Here is a 628-nt window from a genome sequence, read left to right on the forward strand (position 1 = left end):
TCTAAGGAGCATCACCAATGATTGGTGGCCATCTTCCTGCCCGAGTGTGGTGGGGGTGGTTGCTCAAGGGTGGAACATCAACGGATGGGCGCTTCGCCGGCCGGCAGGGCTGCGCTAGTACGACTCTTCGGGGTCTGGAACGTGTGGTGGTTCGGGTGGTTCGAGGTGGAGACACGCTATTGGGTTGTGAGGCTGCACGCGGCCTGCTTGGGGTCCTTCGGGATGCTGGGTGGGTGTGTGGCTGGTCCTCCCTGATTCTTGCTGCCTATGTGGTGGTGGGGGTTGGTGTGGGGTTGTTTCTTGAGAACTACATAGTGGACGCGAGCATCTTGTAAGCAATTTTTAAGATTTTGGTCTTTGTTGTGTTGCCTAAGTTGTAAAGGGCGCACGGTGGATGCCTTGGCACAAGGAGCCGACGAAGGACGTGGGAGTCTGCGAAAAGCCTCGGGGAGTTGACAACCGAACTGTGATCCGAGGATGTCCGAATGGGGAAACCCACCAGGGGTCATGCCCTGGTACCCGCCACTGAATGTATAGGTGGTGTGGAGGGAACGCGGGGAAGTGAAACATCTTAGTACCCGCAGGAAGAGAAAACAAATAGTGATTCCGTGAGTAGTGGCGAGCGAAA

General features: G+C 56.2%; 1 rRNA gene. It reads left to right on the top strand.

From position 1 onward, the window contains the following. Positions 1–367: 367 nt before the first annotated feature. A 23S ribosomal RNA gene (locus tag ACZCAH_RS15260) occupies positions 368–628 on the top strand; the annotation flags it as partial.

Source organism: Brachybacterium sp. B718/18 (assembly GCF_055454375.1).